Genomic DNA, 23,155 nt, shown 5'->3' with positions numbered 1-23,155 from the left:
CAAGTTTAAAGTGCTTGATGTCCTAGTAATCAATTAAAGTAGTTAAGTGCCCTCATTTAGCTTAATGAAACTTTATTTCGTTTAACTCCTATCTCAATGTCTAAGCATATATTAAATCAAGATATGAACTATTTTCCATTTAACTCCCCTCTGCATACTTTAAACTACCCTTTCCTTTTGAGATAACTCAGCTGCTTTCTCCCTCACCCATTCAAGATGTTTTAAATCAATATCACTAGGAACTGTACAATCTGCACCTAGAATAATTCCCGTCGTACCAGCCTCATTTAATAATTGTTCCGTGACTTTTTCTATTTCTTCTTTGGAACCACGATATAAAATACCATTTGCCGTATTATCAAATCCACCAATCACAGCACGGTTTCCGAATAATTTCTTTCCTTCGAGGAGACTAACTTTCTCCACATTTACCGCCCAATTGATAACCTTTGCATTATAATCTTTATAAATAGTCAAGTCATTTCTTGCACCTTCATAACCACAAATATGAAGAATATTATTATCACTCACACTGTTCGCCGCCTTTAATACATTCAATTCACTAGGAGCAATGAGATCTAAATAATCAATTGCAGTAAAATCATTCTTTTGAACATTTTGAACGCTTAAATAAATTCCATCTGCCCCGCCTTCCTCAATAACCCTAGTAGCTAGAGCAGCTAGGTCTTCTGATATTACGCTTAGTGCGTATTTTAGTGCTTCTTTATCTTGTTTAAAGTAGTCTGTAATTGTTAAATTCGATTTAGAATTTGTTAGTTGAATCCTTAAAAATGTAGCAGGTGAAAAGATGTTATAAAAAGTTGCTACATCGTTACCAAAGATATCGGTTAAGGATTTTACTAGTTGCACCTGTTTTTCTATCCATATATGATTTTTACCAAGAGGTTTTATTTGTTTTAGCTCCTTCGTTGTACCACCTTTGATAAGTACATCGTTTGGGTATTGGAAAAATCCATCACTCATTAATTTTATAAAATCTGGTTTAAATTTCTCATAAAATGCTCTATGTCCGTCAATATTTTTTTGAATAATTTCCTTACGTTGCACTCCTTGATTAAACTCTTTACCTTCTACAAAATGAAACCAAAAACCTACTGGAACTCGTTCAACTTCTTTATTATTAAATGCATTTAAAACTAATTGTTTTTTTGACATATTTACGCTCCTTTTAATTATACTTTTATAAAATCTAACCTCAGAAACACTTGACCATTTATATATTGTTTAAGTATAACATCGATCACTTTCACAATTTTGTTTTCTTAATTGAATAAATTCCATTAAAATCTCCCTTCAGTTATATAAAAAATATTGATAATTAAATTTGGGTACAAAAAAAGCAGGGTGCTACAAGCCCCTACTTATTTCATTGATATAAATATCATAAATATAGAATCCTTTATGTAATTCTACAATGAAATCGTTCTGTTAACTTGCGCATGAAAGAAGCCATATTATAATTGTTACAACAACATAAACAGCAACAGTTCATATTCACTTGCAAGTTATTAAGATACACGTTCATATATTCTCCTTTCATATATACTATAATCCTATCTGATTAGTATGATTATATGCAGGAGATTTTATTTTGTTGACTAAAATTTGATAAATTTAGTAAATCAATTAATTATTCCTCTATTATGATGAAATGGTAATGACAGCTTTTTAGGTACTGTTTTCATTGTTTGTCATTAATCATAGTTCTCTACCCTTATTTCGATGCAGATAGGACTAGCTTTAGCATACTTTCTGTAATTTTTTTCTGTACAATTTCGATCTCATCGTTAAAATCATTCTTCATTACAGCTCTAACAAGTCCAATCCACAAGCCTGCACCAGCGTATTTGAAGTAAAAGTCTTCATCGTTTTCTTTCGGACCATAAACATATAAAATAAAGGAATCAATGATCTCTATGCTGTTATTGCTTTTCAGTAATAGTAGCTTGACCTTGTTTTCATATAAATAATTTAAGAACATTATATCCTTATCCTTTGCAGAAAGAACACCGTCTTTGCATAACTCATCCCAATGATAAGTAAACCAAAACAACAGAGCTTCATTTTTTCCACTTTTAGAACCAAAATATCGGTAGTAGGTTGTCCTGCCAACGGATGCATTATTACAGATTTCACCTACTCCAATATCCTCCAAGGCGTTGTCCTTTAGTAACGAAAACAACGCATTTGCAATGGACATTCTAATTTCATCTGAACCTTCCTCTGTATACTTTTTCATACTGAAACAAATCCTCCTCTTTGTTCCATTTTTGCGCCATAAACCTGTTTTGGGTTGAAAGTACAAACAGAATTGTGTATAGTAATGCCGTTGGAACAATTGTTTCAGTAAGTTATATCAAACTTCAAAATAAAAGTCAAGGAGAACCAAAATTGTATAAAATGATAAGGAATTGTTCAAACGAGATATTAAATCAAAAAAATGGAGAAGAATAACTGACCAAATAGCCAAATAGAAGGGACTAAAGAAATGAATCTAATGAAGAAGAAACGGAAGTGGGCTCGTATGCTGTTAGTGATTGTACTTACCCCAGTTGTTTTAATCAGTGGATTATTTTTGTGGGCATCTTTAAAACCAGCGGTTGCTGATAAATACTATGAAAAAATAGAAACTGGTGGGGAAATTGAAGCAAGATACTCTGCTTTGGGAGAATATGAGGTCAAATTCGTCAAGTTTAACGCATTGCAAAATTACAAAGCCTATGAGATTTGGTATCCGGCTGATTTGGATAATTGCCAACAGCAATATCCTCTCGTCATAATGGCAAACGGAACAGGGGTTCCTGCTTCAAAATACAAAGCAATCTTTAAGCATCTTGCTTCATGGGGTTTTATCGTCGTGGGCAATGAAGATGAATACTCCTGGAACGGATTTTCTTCAAATATGAGCTTAAACTATATGCTTAAATTAAATAAGAATGTGGATAGCATCTTCTATCAAAAAGTTGATACAGAGAATATTGGTATTGGCGGGCACTCACAAGGTGGTGTTGGCGTAGTGAATGCTGTTACCAATTATGATAACGGTAGAATGTACAAAGCGATATTTGCAGCAAGCCCAACTTGTAATGAATTGGCAGCAGGACTGGAATGGGATTTTGATCTTTCTAAAATCAACATTCCATATTTTTCAGTAGCAGGAACAGGAAAGTTAGATGCAGAAACAATTTCGCCGCTTGATCAAATGAAAGAGGATTTTAAAACGATTCCTAATGTTATGCCAAAGATTATGGCAAGGCGTACTGGTATCGATCACGGACAAACATTATCTCATGCCGACGGATATATGACAGCGTGGTTTATGTACTGGCTTCAAGGCGATACCTAAGCAGGAAACGCATTCTTCGGTGACCATGCAGAAATCCTTGCAAATCCTTCTTGGCAAGATATTGTAAGATACGTGGGAAACTAAATAAATTAAAATAACAAGTATGGTTGTGAGTGTATCATACGGAATCTCGCTATCAGATTTGAAGATTAGGATGATTTTCTCCTAATGTATTAAGAAGTTATTGTTCTTATATAATAACTTAAAATCCCAGAAACATAGCCACTACCTCTCTATGTTTCTGGGATAAACTCCATAATTAATCTAATCTAATAATAAATCTACTTCCTTCGCCAAGCACACTTTCAACACGTATACTACCACCATGTATCTTCACGATTCTCTTAACGATCGATAATCCTAGCCCAGTACCCACACTATCTCTTGCTTTATATACCTTATAAAATCGTTCAAAAATAGGTGCAGTTTGTTCTTTTTTCATTAGAACTTATCATTTTTTATCTCCAAAATTTAAATGTGAACTTAGTATGAGGTATCAACATCAATTTAAGGTCAACTTTTTCACCTTGCACTTAAAAATCATTACCACCGGTATAGCCGGTGGTTTATTTTCTTGCATTACAATTTTAAGAAACTGTAGGAATTTTTCATATAATGGCCACAGCTTTTAATAAACGTTGTATCTTTCTTATTCAAATTTCTCAAATATCCTTTTCCAAAAATGGGTTATAATGCAGTGGTATTTTACATGCCCTTATGCCAATATCCCTATACTAAAAAATAAAAGAACTTGACGATAACATAGCTTTATCTTCAAATTTTATCACATCTGAGATAATCAGTCAAACAATTATCTACCATTAAATAAAAGGAGACATTAAGAATATGAAAAAAACAACTGATAGTATCGAAAATTAAGAGCTAATAGATTAAATGCAAGAAACGCACTTCTTAGAGCAGGTCATTTAGAATTCTAATCACAGGGCTCAGCAAAATGGGCGGACATTACAAAATCAAAAAAAGGACACATTTTAGTTCAAATTGAACACGATGATATTAAGGGTGTTACGCCTAAGATGATTTGCTGGTGGTTCGAAAATCTAGCGGGATTTACTACTTGGAATGGAATGGATTTTAGTGGTCCTGAAGTATCTCTATATCATCTATGGCATCATAGAGATCACGTTGCTGTAACACCACTAACAAATTCACCCGATGGAAAAACGAATCATGGATTTTTAGAAGGAGCAGATAGTCGAATTGAAGAATACTTTAATGAATTTCATTATCATGTGTTCAACCGTATGCATACTACTGTTTTAAATAATCAAGAATTTACTTTTAATATTATGCTAGGTAAAAAAGTTTCTGGAAGAATCAGTCATTACTATAAACAAACCCAAGATGGTTGTAGTTTCTATGCAGAAACAGAGATAGGCATGGATGGGGGGCTTATGGCAACGTTATTTAACAAACTCAATTTCTCGTATCTATACTAAAATAGATGGAGCACATTGGATACATCACAACATTGAAGAAACAGGACGTACACAAGATATTCTACCAATTATTTTTGCAAACAAAGACAAAGTATATTTCAAATAATTAAAGTATCTATAGGAAGGCTTAGATGTAGAAGTTAACGAAGCTATGTCTCTTGGATATAGATTGTAGTACAATCTATATCCAAGTCCTATATTTGTTATATACTTCAGATTCTTGAAGCATATTGTATTTACAACCTATTGTTTATAAATCACACCATCTTCAAGGTGGTAACATTTTTCACAATCATTAACAACTGATTCATTATGCGTTGCCAAAATTACTGTTATCCCAACATCATTTATCTTATGAAGTAGAGAAAGAATAGTTTTGATTGTTTCTTTGTCCAAGGCTCCAGTCGGCTCATCTGCTATTATTACTTTTGGATGGTGTACAACTGCACGAGCTATTGCAACTCTTTGTTTTTCCCCTCCCGATAATTGATTTGGATAGCATCGAATTTTATCACTCATATGAACATCAGCTAATGACTCTAAAATCATCTCATTTCTGATTGATTTTGGGTATCTTCCTTTCAATGGTAATTCTAGATTCTCATAAACTGTTCGACTATGAATCAATGCGTAATCCTGAATGATAAATCCTATGTTTTCGCGCCGAAAGTCAGCCAACTGCTTCTGATTATTATTATGAATCGGCTGACCTTGGTAAAAATACTCTCCTTCTGTACATGGTAATAATCCCCCCATAATGCTCAACAAAGTAGTCTTACCACTTCCGCTTTCTCCAGTTATAGCAATCATATCTCCTTTTGTAATTGTAAAAGAAACATTTTTAAGAGCAGTAACATTCGACTTATTACGTCTATATTGTTTCGTTACATTACACAAATTAATAAAGTCCATATCTCTCCTCCTAATTAACGTAATAATTCCACAATACTTAATTTATTAAATTTCTTTGACGTAATAACAATTGTAAGTACACACAAAACTAGTACAATAATAATGTAAAGTAAACTATTAAATGTTGTGATTCCGAAGGAAAGAGTTATTAGAGCTCCAATTGGCATTCCAATTGACAATGCAATCAAATAAATTGATATAATCTCTAACACTATAATGACATGTAGCTCTTTCATCGTAAACCCATTAATTAACAAAATAGCAAAGTATCTTTTACTTTTGTTTATTTTCATATAAGTATATATAATCGTAAAAACATTAGTTACAACCATAAACAAGATTACGATTTGTAGTGTAAATCCTGCAATCTGAGATAAAGTAGTCTTTAAAATAGCACTTTGCTGATTTGTAGTACCTGTAACATAATAATTTGGAAAAATATCCAGTTCTAAATTGTATTTATTGATGATATCTTGCACAGAATTGGCTGATATTTTGGTTGCTATTACTCCACTGTTTTTATTTAAATACAGACATTCTTGAAACCTTTGATCTTTTTCACCGCTAGGATATTCCTCCATGTTGTACTGAGGAATGATAATACGCCTGTCTAAATTTATTAATCGACCACCTCGATCTATATTGCTTCCGCTTGGTAATATTCCAATTATTTTTGCATTAAAATCTATCGCTGCAAATGGAAAACATAATGTTATAATATCTCCAACTTGGTAAAATTCTTCATATTCAGCTCCAAGTAGTACGACAGAATCTTTCCCATATACATAGTCATAATCTTTTTGTTGAAACAAAGAACCTTTCTTTACTTGAATATTAAACTGTTCAAATACTTCTAACCCCAACCAAACTGCTTGTAGACAATAAAAGCTTTTAATATCTCCATCTTGTGTTTGAACGGATGCACCTCTCTTACTAAACTGCTCATCGTCAGTATAGTATTCTAAAAATTCATCCTTTTTGTATTCAATGCAGTAAATTGGTTGATCATATATCTCTAGATATTGAAACTCTGTAGAATCATGTAACTTTTGATTATAAGCTTTTAATTTTTCCAACCAGTTTCTATCATTAAAAAATGACCTTCCATCATCTTCAAATAAATCTCCAGTATTTAAATACTTCCAATCATCAAATATCATATTATATTCTTTCGTAATCTCATGTTCATATTGGACTAAGTTTCCAGAAAACACAACTCCAGCGACAGCAATAATGTTAAAAAAACTTATGATAAAAAATAAGCTTGATTTAGTATTTACAGAGTAAAAAAATTCACTTATAATTTTATTCATAGAAACTCCTCCCTGTAGAACCAATATGTACTAAGCGATAAATCCACGTGACAATATATATAAGTATAATATTTTCAATATATATTGAGATATAGGAAGATAATTCAATAGCATTTTGGAGCAGAAAGATTTTATGAATAATGAAGCTTATAACAAACGATAATGAATAAAAGACTACTATCTCCGTGCTCGCTTTAAGCCAATAAAATTTTAATCCAATGATAAAATATACTTTTCTTTCTTCTTCCTTTTTATATAACCAGAAAATCAAATTTATTATCATCATAAGAAATAGTAAAATCATAACAATATACAATAATATTACAGTGGTCTTGTCATGATTAATAAAATCATTTAAAAGAGTCTCTCGTAAGTTTTTTATTTTAATATTCTGGTTATGTTCAGTAAGATATCTCTTAAAATTTTCAAGTGATTTTGTTATGTTTTTTTTATTAGATGATGCTAACACAAACAGACTATCACATGCTACATTAGAAATATTTCCCTTAGTATAGAATATGCTTTTATTCAGAGGGATTATTTTACTAACTGGAATCGTACCTATTACAGCATATTCTTCTTGATTAATATATAAAGGACCTTGACCGATACTTTCTTTAACACTGCTACCTATGACAGCTTTTTTTTCTTCTTCTAGAAAATCATTGTTATTAAAATATTGACCATCAAATATATCTTCATGGCCTTGTGTGTAAATTACCTCATAATATAAATTCGTGTTTTTAGTATGTATCATCAAGGTAGCATTTTGAATTATATCCCCTTTTAATAATCTTGATAAATTAATTTTTTCTACGTTATCAATTCTAAAGTAAACAGAATCTTCTGTAATTGCTTCATAACCATAATCGTTTATAGTATAAAGTGTTTCAAATTTTTCTATAGTATGTAGAAACAATATTGTAATTAAAATCATAAGGATTGATTGAACTATTACAGTTTTCTCTATTTTAATCATTCAGCATTTCCTTTATATTGTTATGTTTTTGGAGCGTATTTGTTATACTATTGTATATTGGCCAATTGCCTTGCATAATTCAGTATCGTTTAAATTTTGTAGTATATATGAACTTAAGTATAACGTGTTTTTGATGAATAATAAGTTCCTAGACCTTTCAACACCCAATCGATTGATGCAAGTGCAAACATTGAACTTGCATGTTTGAACATATCTTGCGTTTCATTTTCTGTCCATCCAAAGTTATCATTCTCAACATCATCAATTGGTCTTTGATTCGCATAAACATTGTTTTCACTTGAAAAAGCTGTAATAACTAATGCTACTGCTAATAATAATGACAGTAATTTTTTCATTGATTTTCCCCCTTTCAAATATGTATGCTCTCCAATATTTGTAATTATATATTATATGTTTATTAATGTCAAAATTTAGAAGATTGTATTTGTTAAATATATATAATGATGGGGATTGTTAAACCATTGTATAATAATGGAATTTCCGTAAAATTACAAGATAATAACGCTGGGCGATGACTAGTATTGTAACTGGTGTTGAAGAAAGTAATTATTTTTATACCAATTATCAATATTCTGGAGACAGAATAACGGCAGTTCCAACCGATAGATAACAAGGAGTTAACACATCTGACGGACATTTCATGGGTATCAACTATCATAGTAGTCCCTTCACGTCTTTATCTTTATCATCTCAGATTCAATAAAATCAAGAGAAATATTTTGATACTCTCCATCCACTTTAGGAAAAGACACGGATTTTAACATCTTCGCACTATAAACATGACCTTGTTTAAATTCAGTTATTGGGTAAATTTTAATCACTGCATAACCAACGATATGTTCATTGGAACGGATTATAATATCTAAATAGCTGGTAATATTGAAAAGGAGCTCATTTTCATTATTATTAGATAAATTGTTCCAATAAATTGTAGAGTTATTCGGTAACTCAACTTCTTTCCCATAAAACTTACTTTCACCATTTATGTTACTTCGTAATACACCATCACTTGTTCGCACAGTAAAATTCACATATTCATCGGGATAGGATAGCTCCAAAGGAATTCCTGGGACTACATTAATAGCCATTGTCCAATCTGCTTCTCGTGGAAGTATAACACTATCGTTTAAATCAATTTCTTTCATAGAATCACTTGTTAAAGTAAAACATGTCACGCTTAATAAACTTTCAGCCATAACGTGTTTTCTATTAATTCCGAGAGCTATAGGTATAACAATCAATACGATCAACGCCAAACATATTGCCAATAATAAAATTTTATACTTTTTATACATTAAATATTCGCCCCCCCATTCACAAGTAATTAAATAATTTATAACTGTTATATCTATTATAAGACCAATGGTAAATATTAACAATATTTATAAAAACTATTTCTAATATTAAAAAACCATTAGCACTTCATTTTACATCCATATATTCACATAATTTAGATACAGTTTTATTGAAAAACTTATTTTATATGGCACTTCCTTATATAAGCTCGTAATAGTCGATTTAAGCAATAATAAATTTTAGACATAAAATACGTCATAAAAAATATTTTACCCACCAAAATGAGCCATATACAAAGTCGAATTTTTAAGATTGAAAATATGAGATGTAAAATATCTCCTAAATTAAAATATACTTGGATTTCTTCTTATAATTTATTACGGGAAATATGAATTTCCCGTAATATTTTCTCATCTCTTCTTTTTTTATCTATTTCTTTGTGATATACTATTTATTGACATAAGGAGGTTCATTTTGAAATACAAAAGTAATAATTTACATAAACGTGATGTTCCAATGAGCGTTGATAATTTTCTTATTTATCTAAAAACAATTCGAGGGAAGTCTGCGAATACAATTCAAGCATATAAAAAAGATTTAAAAGTATTTTTTAAATTCATGTTGTTGTGGAAAGATGAAGTGGACGAAGATGTTGAATTTGATGACATAGATATTAGAAAGATTGATATCGAATTCATCTCCCATATCACTTTACAAGATTTACATAGATTTTTATATTATGTAGAAGAAAATCGTGGCAATGGGCCATATGCAAGAGCAAGAAAAGTTGCAACACTACGCTCTTTTTTTAATTACCTATTTAATATAGAAAATAGTATTCCTTCCAATCCGACTTTAAAACTAGAGTCACCAGGTAGAGTCAAAAGACAACCAGTCTACCTGTCCCTAGATGAAAGTAGAGTATTGTTAAATTCTTTAAATAAAGAACGAAAGAATTATGCAAGGGATTATTGTATATTAACTTTATTTTTAAATTGTGGGATGCGATTATCAGAATTGTGTGGAATAAGAATATCAAAGATAAAAGGGGATACCTTAGTTATCCTTGGTAAAGGAAATAAAGAACGTACTGTATATTTAAACCAAGCATGCTTATATGCGATTCGACAGTATTTAGATGTTCGGGCAACGCTAGACGTACCAAAAGAATATGCCGATCACTTATTTCTTTCTACTAGAAATCGTCCCATTGACCAACGTACGGTAGAAAAAATGGTAAAAGATAAAATTATGAATGCAGGGATTGCAGATGGTGAAAAGTACACTCCTCATAAATTAAGGCATACCGCTGCTACCCTACTTTATAAAAATAATGTTGATATACGTAAAATACAAACGATTCTTGGACATTCCAGCATTAGTACGACGGAAATTTATACGCATTTAGAAGATGACGCACTTCGTGATGCAATCAATTCGAACCCGATTGGATTTATCGATTATGAAACAGGACATACGGTATAAATATGAGAAAGGTGTAATTATGATAATTACAAAAGGCAAAGGTATCAAGTTTTGGTACCTTTGCCTTTTATTAAAAATTAGATTTTTTCCATCGCAATAAAAATGCTGAATTAATAATCACTAAAACAGAACCTACATTATGCACCAATGCACCTACCACTGGATTTAAAACTCCGGTAATCGCTAATAAAATAGCTATAAAATTTAACCCCATGGAAAAACACAAATTTAACTTAATGGTAGACATCATTTTTTTAGATAAAGCTAACAAATGTGGTAATTGGCTAATATCATCACTGACTAAAACAATATCAGCAGCATCTACAGCAATATCACTTCCAATGCCACCCATTGCTATTCCAACATGAGCTTTCTTTAAGGCAGGGGCATCGTTTATCCCATCTCCTACCATACAAACAAGTTCCTTTTTCTGATGATAGGCATCAATAGCTTTCAATTTATCTTCCGGTAAACATTCTGCTTTAAAATCCTCAATACCAACAGTTTTAGCAATTTGTTTCGCTGAAGGTATATGATCTCCTGTTAAAAGTACTGGTTTAATACCTAGCGTTTTTATCCTTTGTATCATTGAAGGTGAATCTTTTCGTAAGGTATCAGATAATGCAATAATTCCAGTTAATTTCTTATCGATTGCAATATGAATTACGATACAACCTTTATCTAGAAATGTATTTATAAAAGTCTGTTGTTTAGAAGAAACAATAACACTGTTTTCATATAAAAGATCGTTATTTCCTGCTAAAATATTCTTATCATCAATAACTGCAGATACACCTCTACTTGGTATCATCTGAAATTGATTCGCATCCTGTGATATTTCACCGTATTTTTCAGTATAACTTAAAACTACCGCCTTACCGATTGGATGTTCTGACCGCATTTCAGCTAATGCTGCAAGTCTAAATATCTCATCTTCTGAATATTCATCTGAGAAACTTTTAATATGTATCACATTAGGCTTACCATAGGTTAAAGTACCAGTCTTATCAAAAGTAATCCTTTTTACTTGTGATAACTTCTCCAATGCATCCCCATTACGGACTAGAATACCATATTTCGTAACATTACCAATTGCCGCCATAATCGCCGTTGGAGTGGCTAAAATTAGTGCACAAGGACAAAATACAACTAAGATAGTAACAGCTCTAATAATCTCTCCGGTTACAATACCAGTTATAAATGCGGACACTAAAGCAATTACAACAATCCAAGTTGCCCATTTGTCCATGATTCCAACAATTTTTGCTTTTCCTGCATCCGCGGATTGTACTAATTTTATTAATCTTTGTACGGAGCTATCTTCATCTAACTTCGTAGCTATCATGTCAAAAGCACCAAATTGATTAACTGTACCGCTTGATACTTCATCACCTTTTTGTTTATCAACAGGTAACGATTCTCCAGTCATAATTGATTGGTCTATGGAAGTCTGCCCATCGATAATTATACCGTCCAATGCAATAGTCTCACCTGGTAAAACTCTGATAATATCATCAATTTTTACTTCTTGTGCAGTTACGATAACTTCCCTACCATTTTTTATAACTCTTGCAGTACGAGGGGTAAGATGTACTAATTTTTCAATTCCAGCTCTTGCTTTTGCAACAGTTAACTCTTCTAACAATGCGCCGATCTGCATAATAAAAGCAACTTCTCCAGCTGCAAAAATTTCACCTATTATAACAGAAGCTATTAATGCCAGTGAAACAAGAACATCCGCTTTAATATCAAATCTTGTTACTAATCCTTCTATCCCTTCTAGTATTATAGGTATTCCACATAATATAATGGCAACCCAAGCGATATTAAACGGCAGGTTTACAAGATCAAAAAAGCTTATTACAAGGGAAATACCAGATAAAATAAGAAACAAAATACTACGTTTTGTTTCATCATACATAAAATCTTTAGCTTTGCTAAACATAAAGTTCCTCCTTTATACCCATAGGGGTATATGTATAATATATTATGGTATGTTTTCTTTGTCAAGAACAAAAGTGCACTTCGCACACTTTCGTAAGCAAATACTTATATAGCATACCTTTTGTTCCGCACGCGCAGCTGTGCATCCTTAGCGGAGCGATTTTCAACTGATAGGACAGTAATTTCCTAACAATCAAAAAATAGCCATTTTAAAGGAGAACACGAATAATTTTCCGTGTAACTCACCTTAAAAAGGCTATTTTAACATCTTATTTATCATATTTATTATATATTTGAAAATCTTTCTATTGCTTTTGCAAAGCTTTGTATTGTTCTTTCTGCATCACCGTGCTCAATACCATCTCGTACACAATGTTGCAAATGTCCTTCAAGTACAACTTGTCCCGCTTTATGAAGTGCCGACTTTGCTGCATTTATTTGCATTAAAATATCTTCACAAGGTACATCTTCATCAATCATACGGTCAATAGCATTTATTTGTCCAATAATTTTTTTTAATCTCCTATGTAGATTGTCTGCATCCATACATTGTTTCATTTGCTTTCCTCCTGGTACCTATAGGGGTATATGGTTAATATATCACATTGGGTTTTAAAAGTCAAAAAAGGTATCGGATACTATTTTAAAAATCTTTCAATTGCAACGTTTAAATCTTCTAATTTTTTATTATCACCACTTTGGACTGCATCTACTACACAATGTTCAATATGGTCTTGGAGAATTATTCTACCAATATTATTTATTGCAGAACGTACAGCAGATAATTGTATAAGAATCTCACTACAGTCTCGTCCCTCTTCTACCATTCTTTTTATTGATTCCATATGACCTGTTGCACGAGATATTCGATTGATCACTGCCTTAGTTTGTGTATGTGAGTGTTGGTGAGTAGGTACTTCTTTATTATTATCCATGTTTCTCCTTTCACTACAACGAGATTTTTGCCATTATTAATAACCCCCTATAAGGGATTTAAGAAATAGTATCATATTATATATGATTTTACAATATGAAATTGATGCAATATAAAATAACATCAAAATAAAATGATATGATATAAGATTTTTTTTATAAATTAATTTTATCTAAAATAATGATTGTAATCTTAATATTTTTGTATTATTATATTTCTCATATCCCCCATGGGGGGATAAAGGAGGAAAGAATGAATATTAAGAAAGAGAATTTATTAAACGTTAAAACAATCCTTATTCTTGCAATACCAGTCATATTTGAAAATATATTTCAAATATTTTTAGGTACCAACGATACTTTTTTTGCTGGTCAGCTACATGATAACGCGATTGCAGGTATCGGTGTAACTAATTTAATTGTAAATATTTTTATTGCATTTTATACTGCTGTTAGTGTGGGCGTAACAGCGGTTGTTGCAAGAAACATAGGAAAGAAAGATTATGAACAAGCAAATAAAGCAGTGAAACAATCTATTATTTTAGGCATTGTAATAGGATTTTTGGTTGGTTTTATCAGTCTAATTTTTTGTAAACCACTATTGAAATTATCAGGTGCATCGGATGAAATTTTAGAATATGCGATTCCATACTACATGATTGTGGCAGTACCTTCCATATTTTTATGTTTATCATTGATTCTATCTAGTTGCTTAAGAGCGGCAAAAGACACGAAAACGCCAATGATACTATCCATCTCTTCTAATATATTAGATATCATCCTTAATTTTATTTTTATTAAATTAGGTTGGGGAATTTTCGGTCTAGGTTTATCAACTACATTATCCCGGTGTATATCGGTAGTTATAATGATTATAAAACTTAGCAAAGGCACATCTGGTATAAAATTAGATCTTAGAAATTGGCATTTTGAAAAGGAATATTTTTTTACAATTGCAAGAATCGGTCTACCAGCTGGTATCGAAAAGTTGGTAATGCGTTTCGGACAATTGGTTTATAATGGTATGATTATATCGATAGGAACTGGAGTATATGTTGCACATAACATTGCGGGTAGTATAGAGAGCTATTCCTATATTCCAGCAATGGGATTTGGGGTTGCTACAACCACATTAGTTGGAGTTAGTTTAGGAGAAAAGAATCCAAAGCAAGCTAAAAAGTTAACCTTTTTGGCTGATGGCATATCCACGATTTGTATGCTTGGTATCGGCATTATATTCTTTATATTTGCACCTCAATTAGCAGGAATATTTACGAAAACGAAAGAAATTAAAGATATGATAATTTCTGTTTTAAGGCTTATTGCTCTTTTTCAACCTTTTGTAGCATTAACACAAATATTGACAAGTGCTCTTCAAGGAGCTGGTGATACAAAATTTCCTATGTATGCTACGTTAATTGGTATTTGGGTCATACGAGTTGGTGTAGGTTATATATTAGCTGTACAACTTGGTTTTGGCTTACTCGGCGTATGGTGGGGATATGCTCTTGATCTTTTATTAAGAAGTATTTTATTATTGATACGATTTTTAAGGGGTAAATGGCAAACTATTGTAATTTAGATTTGTAACTTAGATGTAATTTTATAATATTGCTTCATTAAATTATTCGTTTAGCGTAGCTTATTTTAGAAAATGTAATTTAATAGATGTTCAATTGTTTTTAAGGACATAGTATTAAAAAATCCCAGAAGTGATGTAAAGGATAAATTCTTAGCTTTACAATACTTTTGGGATCTTGTTGCTCTATGTACTTATTTTTAGATTTATGCAGTCAAAATCGTCAGCTACAATAATTAGGTTGGTTGTATATCAGTAGCCTTAACATGTTGATACACTATTTCTGCTATTTCTTCTGGTGTTTCTTCCATCCCCGATTCCACCCATTTTATATAGGTATTGCAGATAGCCCCTGCATAGTAGTAAAGTTCATATTTTGAACGATTGGTGGTTGGTAAAACATAAGTATCCATATAGTTATTCAACGCATTGATAATAACGGAATACATATTTGCCTGTATTAAAATCAATATAAATTGGCTAAATTGCTGAAAAAATTGAAAGCAATGGCAAATATGCTTATAATCATGAAGTCCACCAATCTCTGGCTTCTTTTTAGCATCCTCCATATATTCATTTACAATCTCATACATATAATCAGATAAGACTTCTTGCTTTGTTTTGTAATATTTATAGAATGTCATTCTAGACACATTGGCTTCTTTTACTAACTCTGTTATTGTAATATCTTCTATGGATTTTACTTCCATGAGCTTTATTAATGTCTTCGCTATACACATTCTTATGTATTGATTTCTTGCTGTTAGATTCGTGCCACCTTCTGATATTCTCATATTTAACCCCATTTCTACACTTCATCAATTGTATATCAAGTTTGTGACTGCATTTTCAGACGTAAACTTGTTTCATAAAAGTGAAGTTTTCCATTCTTAACTTTATGATTTATAAACATTTTAACCACTTTTGTAAATTGTATCATATTATAGCTTATTGTACAATATGATGTAGTAATAAAAACCACTTTTATATAGTATAATATATTACTCGCCCATAAATGATGGTTATGACAATGGAGGTAACTATGAAATACGGAATAGTCGTTGATTCAGGTTGCGATATGAAAGATTTTAGATCTGATGTAGATAAACTAATTGATTTTACAAGAGTTCCACTAAAACTTGATATTGGAAATAAAGAATTCGTCGATGATTTTAACTTAGATATCGATGAATTTATGAAAGAAATGTACGCTTATAAAGGAAAAACTGGCAGTGCTGCTCCAAGTCCAGATGACTATATAAAAGCATTTGAAAAGTCGGAAAATGTATTTGTAATTACAATAACAGGTGCACTTTCAGCGAGCTATTCCAGTGCTAGAACTGCAAAGGATTTATTTATTGAGAATTATCCAGACCGTAAGATTCATCTTATCGATTCTAAATCTACTGGCCCTGAAATGACTCTTATCGTAAGGAAGTTAACAGAGTTAATGGAGGAAGGATTACGCTTTGAAGATATCGTTACAATTATCGAAGAATATCGTAAAAGCACTCATCTTCTATTTATTTTACAATCACTTGAGAATCTAGTAAAAAATGGACGTGTAAGTAGACTTAAAGCTAGCATGGCAGGAATTCTTGGAATTAAAATGTTAGGTATTGCTAGTGAAGAAGGTACCCTTGAATTGCTAAATAAAAGTAGGGGTAAGCTGACGGTTTATGATAAGGCAATTGAAGAAATGTTATCTAGAAATTATCGAGGTGGCAAGGTGGTAATTGCTCATTGCTTTAATATCGAAATCGCTGAATACATAGCTAATTCCATTAAGAATCAATTTCCATCTTGTGAAATTGAGATTATGAAAACAAGTGGCCTTTGCAGTTATTATGCGGAACAAGGTGGTATTTTAATAGGCTTTGAAGCTTAGATACGTCTCTTCTATCATTTTCAAATAATCGAGTAGGAGGAAATTCATTAATTGAATTTCCGTCCTCTCACACCACCGTACGTACCGTTCGGTATACGGCGGTTCAATAAGATTACCTTATTTGCGAATATCTTTCACTAAGTGTTATAAAACCTTGTTCTCTAAGATATTTATTGGTAAGAGTTGAATTTAAGATTGGGCTATTGGAGATTCTCCAGTAGCCTTTCCTTGTATTCGCATGTTCCCATGCTTTCCAATTCTCTACCCCTAGTTTAACTAAGTTATCATGTTTCGTTTTAATCTTTTTCCACTGTTTCCAGTAACAAAGACGTAAACGTCTTCTTAGCCACTCATCAAGTTCTCGTAAGGTACCTTTCATATCTGCTAGTTTGAAGTAACTTATCCAGCCAACAATTAATTGTTTTAGTTTAATAGCTCTGAGTTCCATACTCATTGCATTACTTCTTCCAGTGATACTCTTAAGTTTTCCTTTTAACTTCTTAACAGAAACTTGATGTACTCTTATTCCCATTTCACCTTTCTTATTGTAAAAGGTATATCCTAAATATTTTAGTTTCCATGGTCGGTCTACCTTACTTTTCTCTTTGTTAACTTTAAGCTTCAAGTCCTTTTCTATAAACTCCGTGATACTTTTCATAACTCGTTCTGCTGATTTCTTTGATTTCACGTATACATTGCAATCATCTGCATAACGGCAGAACTTAAGTCCTCTTCGTTCTAATTCCATATCTAGTTCATGCAACATGATATTACTTAATAGTGGAGATAAGTTCCCACCTTGAGGCACCCCTTCTACAGTAGCACTTACTAATCCCTTTTCCATCACTCCTGCATTTAGATACTTCCTTATCAGTCCGATTACTCGTATATCCTTGACTTCTTTATAAATCAGCCCAATTAACCTATCGTGGTTGACAGTATCAAAGTACTTTTCTAAATCTATATCTACCGCCCATTTATAGCCTTCATCCATGTATTCTTTACATTTTAGAATTGCTTGATGCGCGTTTCGATTTGGTCTAAATCCATAACTATTCTCTGAAAATTTCTTCTCAAAGATTGGCGTTAGTACTTGTGATACTGCCTGTTGTATCACTCGGTCTACTACAGTTGGTATCCCTAATGGTCTTGTTTTCCCGTTATCCTTTGGTATCTCTACCCTTCTTACGGGATTCGGTTTATAACTTCCATCTGCTATGGATTGCTTAAGCTCTTCGCCATGACTTCTTAGATATGGTAGAAGTTCATCTACTCCCATCTTGTCGATTCCATGACTTCCTTTATTCTTCTTTACACGTTTAAAGGCTTCATTTAGATTTTCATTACTAATGATTTTCTCTAGCAATCCATAGTGATATTCTCTTCGGGCGTTCTGTCTGTTATCCGACGTCATAGAAATGCTCGGCGCCTTTGCATAGCTTTCGAGTTCCACTCTATCCTTTTGCAAATGACCTGATTCTGTATTCAGTTGTCTGCTGTCATCACATTTCTTTGTTTCTTTCAAACTTTCAAAACCTCCTATTGTTCAGTCCTTCCCAAAGGTCGTCGACTACCTCCGGTACTATGACCTCTGCTGACTTCTTAGTGTTCAGCCATACATCACTGCATGGGTTGTCATTTCAGAGTTCACTTCCATGACGTATCACTAAGACCTCCCCAGGTAAGAACGCAATCTTCCTCTCCATCTATCTGCCACATTTACATTAATTAATTTCGAGTAGTTATTGGACTTCGATTTGTATAGCAATCTTATCCTTAATTAATGCCTTGTATGTGATTTCTGTTCGTCAGACCAGAGATTTGCCCACGGACTTCCTTCAGATTCGCCCTCACGAACGACACCCTTGTCTTGGGCTATACACTTGCCACTACTAGGCTGTGTTAGGGACTTTAACCCATTAGATTGCGCCCATGCTGGGCACACTATAAAAAAGGATTACTCGATTAATCATCGTAGTAATCCTTTTTATGATTTTTTGAATTCAATAATTTATATTAGCTCATATATAAATTTAAGATAATTCTTTGTTACAATGCGCTATTTCAAGGATTTTCAATCAATCTTTCATCTTCTAATTGCTTTAGTCTTTTTATTTCGAATAGAATATATCCAATACTTATAATTGATGCAATTCCATCGGATAAAGCATTACTAAAGTATATTCCTGTAACTTTCCACTTAGGTGCTAAAAGAATAATCGCTGGGATAATTATGATTCCGTATCGTAAAAATGATAGCACACTACTTTTCGTTGCTTTTCCGACTGCTTGATAATATTGAGAGCTAACAATTTGTATACCAACAAGTGGAATCATACTTAAATACAGCTTTATACCAGTAGCCGTAATCCTTGAAAGTTCTATATCATCGGTAAAAATGTCAACTAAAAGATGAGGGAATAATTGAATTACCGCAAATAATGCAAAGGATAGAATGAATGAGTAAAAAAGAGATAACTCCAAGGATTTTTTTACCCTACCATACTGTTTCGCGCCCCAATTATACCCACAAATCGTATTATTTCCTTGAACGATACCAACAACCACCATATGATAAAAACTAAAAATGCTGGACATAATGGTAACCGCAGCAATATCCATATCTGTACCAACTAAAAGCAAGCTATAATTAATGATCATATTAACAATTGTTGCAAATATCTGAACATAAAAGGATGGCATACCCATCTTTAATAACTCTTTTAATAAGACCCTTTCCTTTGTTACTTTTCTTCTTTTTAAATGAATTAAAAAATCTGTTCTCTTTACAAATGCATAAACGACATAAACCGTTAAAACTGTTTGAGATAATACGGTTGCTATGGCTGCTCCAGCTATTCCTAATTTAAATATAAATATAAAAATCGGATCCAATATAATATTAAGAATTGAGGTAATCACAATGATTTTCATTGAGACCTTTGCTTGCCCAATCGCTCGTAATGAGTTATTCAAACAATATCCAGGGATACCTATAATAGCTCCAACGATGATGATGATAATATAAATTTTTGCATATGGAAGTACATCTTTTGATACTGCTAACAAATTTAAAATCGGATCTAAAAATAGAAGAAAAAGAATTGCAAATCCAATTAGAAACAGTATGATATATTTAAATGCCAGATATAAGGTATCTTCTGCTTCTTCTTTCTTTCCTTCACCTAATTTTATGGATATTAAAGAGGAGGATCCTATTCCTATTAGTAGTATAAATGCCATCTGAAATATTTGTATAGGCATTGTAATTCCAACTGCAGTTAGCGCTAAGGAATTGATTTTACCAACAAAAATTCTATCTACTATATTAAAAATGGCACTACTTAACATACCTAAAATGGCTGGTATACTTAACTGCCATAATAAGTAATTGACTTTTTCTTTCCCAAGATTATGACTCATTTTTTCTCCTAACTTTTTACTTATTTATTTCTTCTCTGTATGGCAAATACAGGATGCTTTATCCGTAGTAATTTGATTCCAAAATTCTTTCAAAGATTCAACGAATTCTTCATTGAGACGATATCTCATCCATGAACCGTCTTTTCTACCTTTTACAAGTCCACATTCAGTTAAAATCTTTAAATGATACGAAAGCGTTGGTTGGGATATCTTAAAATATTCAAGAATGTCGCACGCACACATTTCTCCACAGGATAACATATCTACTATCTTTAAACGTGTTTCATCCGCTAATGCTTTATAAATTGGCACAAATTTTTTGTACATAGACAATAATCTCCTTGAAAGTAAATAAAATGAAAAGTTAAAACATAGTAAGCTAACATATAGAAACTTATCTATATGTAGAGTACTATTTATATAGAGAATTGTCAATATGATTTTTTGAATACCTCCTTTTGTTTAAAACGAATGCTTTTTCATGGTTTATTTGTGATAGTATACAAATATTTCTTGCTATATTTACATATATTGGTTATTATGCTATGTTTAAGGTGCAGGGAGTAATAAAGCGCAGTAAGCAATCAGTATGTAAATGCTGAAAAAGTTAGAGGTTATATGAATGGTGCGCTTGTATGGGGAGTTGAGCCAAAATAGTTAAGATGAGAGAACTTGCATTGATGTAATATGAAGTTGAGAAAAATTGTATCGATAGTCTGAAGGATACATGTTAAAAGAAAGCACTTAGCCTTATAATTATAGGAATACTTATTACAAAAAACTAAAGCCTATATCTTACTTTGAATTTTAGTTTAAGATATAGGCTAATATTTAAGCTTTTAAAACTTGTTGAAAAGATTGTTAAAAGATAGCTAAAAACATTTAATTTGTTATATAAGATGATAACGATCTATAAGCTTCATTTCATACTAAAACTAACTAGAAAAGTTTAACCCATTAATACCTGCCAAAATAATTAACAGAGAAACTGCTGCAATTAACAGAAGTGTTTTACTTGAATTTTTATCTTTTATAATAGACGCAATCCCATGTGCTAATGAAAATACAAATGCAAAAGGCCAGATAAACCATGTCCAATAATAAAAAATACCTATTCCCCACATAAATCGCAATAACATTTTAATATTCTCCTTATTATGAAATTACTACACATTATGACATATTCGAACTACCATTTATAATTACACATTTACTCAATGCTATCTTTTTGTATTCCAAATGCTCGATTATACCAGGTTTTAAAAATCTTAATTCGGAAGTTAAAATAGTCATCATTGTACCAACTACATCCTGCATTCCTATTTATCATATTGGCATGAAGTCCCATAAGCCATAATTCACGTAATGCAGCAAATACAGGTATTGATGAAATTTCTATCTCACTTAATTGACGAATTGAATTATAGCCATTTAAAAATGCTTGCCATTCTTTTGAATCTATGTAACTTTCATTTTTAAATGATTTATTCCAAGCAAAAACACAGATATCATAAGTTCTCCAGCCATATCCCATACAGTCGAAATCAAATATTGTTGGTTCATCTCCATGAAAGAATACATTCCCTGAATGAATATCACCGTGGCAATATCCGTAATAAGGTTTCTCAAGACTTAAATTACTTTTAACATAATTACATAGTTCTTTTGCAGAACTTTTTAAATAGTTAAAATCTTCTTGTCTTTGCTTTAAGTGAGGTTCAATCACTTCTAAAGGTTTTATAGAAAGTTGCTCTAAATCGATTGGGGCTCGATTAACTTCAAAAGCATGTTCATCCGCAACTAGATGTAAACTTGCTAGCATTTTTCCAAGATGAAATAGTTGTTTTTCGGTGTCTTCTGAAGGAGTATTTACTGCTTCATGGAATAATACCGCATATCTAGGTCCTTCAGGTGCATTAATCTTCCATAAATAGTCTCCTTCCTTTGTAGGTAATGGAGTCGCAACTGAAATATCATTTTTAGCTAATGTATTAATAATTTCTAGTTCTTGTTCATAATCGATTTGCTCATGCATACCGGTTTGTGAAATTCTTAAATAATAAACACAATTCTCTACGTTCACTATGTATATATCATTGATACCTGCATCATATAGACTACAATTTATAGGTTCCTTAAAGCTATAACGGGAAATCAGTTCTTTTTGTAACGATTGTGGTTCAAATTGTGAGTATCTTACTTTAATATCGTACGCATTTTCCATCCTATCGGCACTCCTTTGTATTAAATTGTTTATGGACGGCGATAACTCTTAAAACTATTGTTAAGTCCATGTTTGTTAGCAAGTGGCATCAATTCTAAGTGGCATCAATTCTAGGTTGTATCAATTCTAAGTTGTATCAAATAAACGAATCAAAAAATACAATTTATGTAATTATTAGTTTCTATTATACGTCTTTTACAAGGAATCTGTAAATACCTTACAGATAAAAGAATTGAATTGTTTGAATAGGATATGTTATTTCTCTATATTTTGATTTTCTTCTAATTTTGAACATTAAAAAGAAGAGGTATGTGAATACCTCTCCTAAAAA

General features: G+C 31.9%; 22 protein-coding genes. 5 read left to right on the top strand and 17 right to left on the bottom strand.

The annotated features are described in order from the left end of the window. Nucleotides 1-159: 159 nt before the first annotated feature. Together BN4220_RS15750 and BN4220_RS15745 are read right to left on the bottom strand one after the other, a co-directional pair. Entirely contained in the window at nucleotides 160-1,176 is a 1,017-nt protein-coding gene (locus BN4220_RS15750) for a uroporphyrinogen decarboxylase family protein (protein ID WP_066718532.1), read from the bottom strand. Between the two features lie 559 nt (nucleotides 1,177-1,735). After that, nucleotides 1,736-2,260 (bottom strand): TetR/AcrR family transcriptional regulator, encoded by a 525-nt coding sequence (locus BN4220_RS15745; protein WP_066718530.1) that lies wholly within the window; start codon nucleotides 2,258-2,260, stop codon nucleotides 1,736-1,738. Between the two features lie 249 nt (nucleotides 2,261-2,509). On the opposite strand from BN4220_RS15745, the gene BN4220_RS15740 reads away from it, so the two are divergent. Next, nucleotides 2,510-3,367, top strand: coding sequence for a poly(ethylene terephthalate) hydrolase family protein (locus tag BN4220_RS15740; protein WP_197467947.1), 858 nt, complete (start codon nucleotides 2,510-2,512; stop codon nucleotides 3,365-3,367). A gap of 259 nt (nucleotides 3,368-3,626) precedes the next feature. On the opposite strand, the gene BN4220_RS15735 is transcribed toward BN4220_RS15740, so the two are convergent. Further along, on the bottom strand, nucleotides 3,627-3,809 hold the full coding sequence (locus tag BN4220_RS15735; RefSeq protein ID WP_066718527.1) for an ATP-binding protein: 183 nt from the start codon (nucleotides 3,807-3,809) through the stop codon (nucleotides 3,627-3,629). 595 nt (nucleotides 3,810-4,404) lie between these two features. Here BN4220_RS15735 and BN4220_RS15730 point away from each other — a divergent pair. Next, a complete protein-coding gene (locus BN4220_RS15730) occupies nucleotides 4,405-4,827 on the top strand; it encodes a hypothetical protein (RefSeq protein ID WP_066718525.1) in 423 nt (140 codons plus the stop codon). 243 nt (nucleotides 4,828-5,070) lie between these two features. Here BN4220_RS15730 and BN4220_RS15725 read toward each other — a convergent pair whose 3' ends face one another. The 5 genes from BN4220_RS15725 to BN4220_RS15705 form a co-directional block, all read right to left on the bottom strand. Further along, complete coding sequence (locus BN4220_RS15725) at nucleotides 5,071-5,739, bottom strand: ABC transporter ATP-binding protein (RefSeq protein ID WP_066718522.1); 669 nt, start codon at nucleotides 5,737-5,739, stop codon at nucleotides 5,071-5,073. 14 nt (nucleotides 5,740-5,753) lie between these two features. Then, complete coding sequence (locus BN4220_RS15720; protein WP_066718519.1) at nucleotides 5,754-7,052, bottom strand: FtsX-like permease family protein; 1,299 nt, start codon at nucleotides 7,050-7,052, stop codon at nucleotides 5,754-5,756. After that, nucleotides 7,045-8,031 (bottom strand): hypothetical protein, encoded by a 987-nt coding sequence (locus BN4220_RS15715; protein ID WP_066718516.1) that lies wholly within the window; start codon nucleotides 8,029-8,031, stop codon nucleotides 7,045-7,047. The genes BN4220_RS15720 and BN4220_RS15715 overlap by 8 nt, the downstream gene beginning before the upstream one ends. Nucleotides 8,032-8,144: 113 nt before the next feature. After that, entirely contained in the window at nucleotides 8,145-8,387 is a 243-nt protein-coding gene (locus BN4220_RS15710) for a hypothetical protein (RefSeq protein WP_066718513.1), read from the bottom strand. Between the two features lie 333 nt (nucleotides 8,388-8,720). Beyond that, a complete protein-coding gene (locus tag BN4220_RS15705; protein WP_066718511.1) occupies nucleotides 8,721-9,347 on the bottom strand; it encodes a hypothetical protein in 627 nt (208 codons plus the stop codon). A gap of 517 nt (nucleotides 9,348-9,864) precedes the next feature. On the opposite strand from BN4220_RS15705, the gene BN4220_RS15700 reads away from it, so the two are divergent. Further along, on the top strand, nucleotides 9,865-10,833 hold the full coding sequence (locus tag BN4220_RS15700; RefSeq protein ID WP_066721076.1) for a tyrosine recombinase XerC: 969 nt from the start codon (nucleotides 9,865-9,867) through the stop codon (nucleotides 10,831-10,833). 70 nt (nucleotides 10,834-10,903) lie between these two features. Here the strand turns inward: BN4220_RS15700 and BN4220_RS15695 are convergent, their stop codons facing one another. The 3 genes from BN4220_RS15695 to BN4220_RS15685 form a co-directional block, all read right to left on the bottom strand. Beyond that, the gene (locus tag BN4220_RS15695; protein WP_066718509.1) at nucleotides 10,904-12,778 is read right to left on the bottom strand and encodes a heavy metal translocating P-type ATPase; all 1,875 of its coding nucleotides are present in this window, start codon (nucleotides 12,776-12,778) and stop codon (nucleotides 10,904-10,906) included. 284 nt (nucleotides 12,779-13,062) lie between these two features. Beyond that, nucleotides 13,063-13,335 (bottom strand): metal-sensing transcriptional repressor, encoded by a 273-nt coding sequence (locus tag BN4220_RS15690; protein ID WP_066718507.1) that lies wholly within the window; start codon nucleotides 13,333-13,335, stop codon nucleotides 13,063-13,065. 80 nt (nucleotides 13,336-13,415) lie between these two features. Next, entirely contained in the window at nucleotides 13,416-13,712 is a 297-nt protein-coding gene (locus BN4220_RS15685; RefSeq protein WP_066718505.1) for a metal-sensing transcriptional repressor, read from the bottom strand. A gap of 251 nt (nucleotides 13,713-13,963) precedes the next feature. On the opposite strand from BN4220_RS15685, the gene BN4220_RS15680 reads away from it, so the two are divergent. Then, the gene (locus tag BN4220_RS15680) at nucleotides 13,964-15,292 is read left to right on the top strand and encodes an MATE family efflux transporter (RefSeq protein WP_066718502.1); all 1,329 of its coding nucleotides are present in this window, start codon (nucleotides 13,964-13,966) and stop codon (nucleotides 15,290-15,292) included. 233 nt (nucleotides 15,293-15,525) lie between these two features. Here the strand turns inward: BN4220_RS15680 and BN4220_RS15675 are convergent, their stop codons facing one another. Then, nucleotides 15,526-16,083 carry a TetR/AcrR family transcriptional regulator gene (locus BN4220_RS15675; RefSeq protein WP_197467946.1) on the bottom strand — a complete coding sequence of 186 codons (558 nt, stop codon included), beginning with the start codon at nucleotides 16,081-16,083 and terminating at the stop codon, nucleotides 15,526-15,528. 248 nt (nucleotides 16,084-16,331) lie between these two features. Between BN4220_RS15675 and BN4220_RS15670 the strand changes: the two genes are divergently transcribed. Further along, entirely contained in the window at nucleotides 16,332-17,177 is an 846-nt protein-coding gene (locus BN4220_RS15670; protein ID WP_066718497.1) for a DegV family protein, read from the top strand. Between the two features lie 112 nt (nucleotides 17,178-17,289). Here the strand turns inward: BN4220_RS15670 and ltrA are convergent, their stop codons facing one another. The 5 genes from ltrA to BN4220_RS15645 all read right to left on the bottom strand — a co-directional run bounded on the left by ltrA (nucleotide 17,290) and on the right by BN4220_RS15645 (nucleotide 22,824). Further along, entirely contained in the window at nucleotides 17,290-18,702 is a 1,413-nt protein-coding gene (ltrA, locus tag BN4220_RS15665; protein WP_066713335.1) for a group II intron reverse transcriptase/maturase, read from the bottom strand. A gap of 539 nt (nucleotides 18,703-19,241) precedes the next feature. Further along, on the bottom strand, nucleotides 19,242-20,600 hold the full coding sequence (locus BN4220_RS15660; RefSeq protein WP_066718492.1) for an MATE family efflux transporter: 1,359 nt from the start codon (nucleotides 20,598-20,600) through the stop codon (nucleotides 19,242-19,244). A gap of 24 nt (nucleotides 20,601-20,624) precedes the next feature. After that, nucleotides 20,625-20,927 (bottom strand): ArsR/SmtB family transcription factor, encoded by a 303-nt coding sequence (locus BN4220_RS15655; RefSeq protein ID WP_066718490.1) that lies wholly within the window; start codon nucleotides 20,925-20,927, stop codon nucleotides 20,625-20,627. 608 nt (nucleotides 20,928-21,535) lie between these two features. Then, a complete protein-coding gene (locus BN4220_RS15650) occupies nucleotides 21,536-21,739 on the bottom strand; it encodes a hypothetical protein (RefSeq protein WP_066718489.1) in 204 nt (67 codons plus the stop codon). Nucleotides 21,740-21,810: 71 nt separating this feature from the next. After that, nucleotides 21,811-22,824 (bottom strand): phosphotransferase, encoded by a 1,014-nt coding sequence (locus BN4220_RS15645; RefSeq protein ID WP_066718488.1) that lies wholly within the window; start codon nucleotides 22,822-22,824, stop codon nucleotides 21,811-21,813. Between the last annotated feature and the right edge of the window lie 331 nt (nucleotides 22,825-23,155).

It is taken from the genome of Clostridium sp. Marseille-P299, from assembly GCF_900078195.1.
Classification (GTDB): domain Bacteria; phylum Bacillota; class Clostridia; order Lachnospirales; family Lachnospiraceae; genus Lachnoclostridium.
The sequence above is the reverse complement of the archived record's forward strand: the minus strand, read 5'-3'. Positions and strand labels throughout refer to the sequence as shown.